General features: G+C 44.4%; 1 protein-coding gene. It reads left to right on the top strand.

Annotation, left to right across the window (positions count from 1 at the left end; genetic code table 11):
• Window positions 1–248: 248 nt before the first annotated feature.
• Window positions 249–1883, top strand: a 1635-nt coding sequence (locus tag IQ270_RS29965) for a tetratricopeptide repeat protein (RefSeq protein ID WP_193976733.1), incomplete at its 3' end; no start/stop codon positions are given.

Consider the following 1883-nt stretch of genomic DNA (forward strand, 5'->3'; position numbering starts at 1 on the left):
TTTACACAAACAAAACCCACAAAGGTGGGTTGAAGATTTCATCCAATAATTTCCCATCCCCAAATACCATCTTCGTCCGCGGAGGCGGACATCGTTTGTGTAGCCGCGATTTCCAATCGCCGGGGCCCTCCGCAACCAACCAGCAAACCAACCCCAAATCCATCCGTTAAATCCCGTACATTGCTCGTTGCCAATCTTGCATTCCCCCCACAAACAATGTAAAATATCCCAAACATGGGTTACCAAAAATGAACGAACAACGCCGTCAAGCCGATCTCACCCTAATCCAATCTCTCCTCAACTCCCCCAGCGACGAAAAAATCACCATCCTGCAAGCCAATCTCGAATTATTAGACGATGGTTTTGCCCAATACTTGCGCGAGTGGGCAACTCAAACTCTCGCAGCAATGGAGTCAGATGAAGCATACAACTTTGCGGATAATCTCTACAGTTTTAATATTACGATTTCCAGTTTTCCGCTAGGAAGTCGCGCCGCTAATATAGAAATTGCTATTGCTTGTCTAGAAGTAGGATTAATTATTTTTACTCGCGAAGCTTACCCAAAAGATTGGGGATACAATCAAAACAGTCTGGGTATTAAATACTATGACAGAATCAGGGAAGACAAAGCCGAGAATATCGAAAAGGCGATCGCCTGTTATGAATTGGCATTAGAAGTTCGTACCCGCGCCGCTTTTCCCCAAGATTGGGCGATGACTCAAAATAATTTAGCAGCAGCTTACTATAGCAGAATCAAGGAAGACAAAGCCGAGAATATCGAAAAGGCGATCGCCTGTTATGAATTGGCTTTAGAAGTTTACACCCGCGCCGCTTTTCCCCAATATTGGGCGATGACTCAAAATAATTTAGGACTTGCTTACAAAAACAGAATCAAGGAAGACAAAGCCGAGAATATTGAAAAGGCGATCGCCTGTTATGAATTGGCTTTAGAAGTTCGTACCCGCGCCGCTTTTCCCCAAGATTGGGCGACGACTCAAAATAATTTAGCAAATGCTTACAGTGACAGAATCAAGGAAGACAAAGCCGAGAATATCGAAAAGGCGATCGCCTGTTATGAATTGGCTTTAGAAGTTCGTACCCGCGCCGCTTTTCCCCAAGATTGGGCGATGACTCAAAATAATTTAGCAAATGCTTACAGTGACAGAATCAAGGAAGACAAAGCCGAGAATATCGAAAAGGCGATCGCCTGTTATGAATTGGCTTTAGAAGTTCGTACCCGCGCCGCTTTTCCCCAAGATTGGGCGACGACTCAAAATAATTTAGCAAATGCTTACAGTGACAGAATCAAGGAAGACAAAGCCGAGAATATCGAAAAGGCGATCGCCTGTTATGAATTGGCTTTAGAAGTTCGTACCCGCGCCGCTTTTCCCCAAGATTGGGCGACGACTCAAAATAATTTAGCAATTGCTTACAGAAACAGAATCAAGGAAGACAAAGCCGAGAATATCGAAAAGGCGATCGCATTTTATGAATTGGCTTTAGAAGTTTACACCCGCGCCGCTTTTCCCCAAGATTGGGCGACGACTCAAAATAATTTAGCAATTGCTTACAGAAACAGAATCAAGGAAGACAAAGCCGAGAATATCGAAAAGGCGATCGCATTTTATCAAGCAGCTTTACAAGTTCGCACTCCTACCAGCTTACCCCTTGACTGTCTCAAAGCTGCGCGAAGTCTAGGCAATTTAGGATTTGATGAAAGCTTGTGGGAAACCGCCATCTTCGGCTACGAAAAAGCGATCGAAGCAGTCGAACAAAGCCGCGAGTGGATTGCCTCCCAAAACCGCAAACGAGAAATCATCGAAGACAACCTCAACATCTACGAAAAAATGATCCAATCCTGCATCAACCACCAACAATATCAC

This window comes from Microcoleus sp. LEGE 07076 (assembly GCF_015207455.1).
Lineage (GTDB): Bacteria > Cyanobacteriota > Cyanobacteriia > Cyanobacteriales > Microcoleaceae > Microcoleus.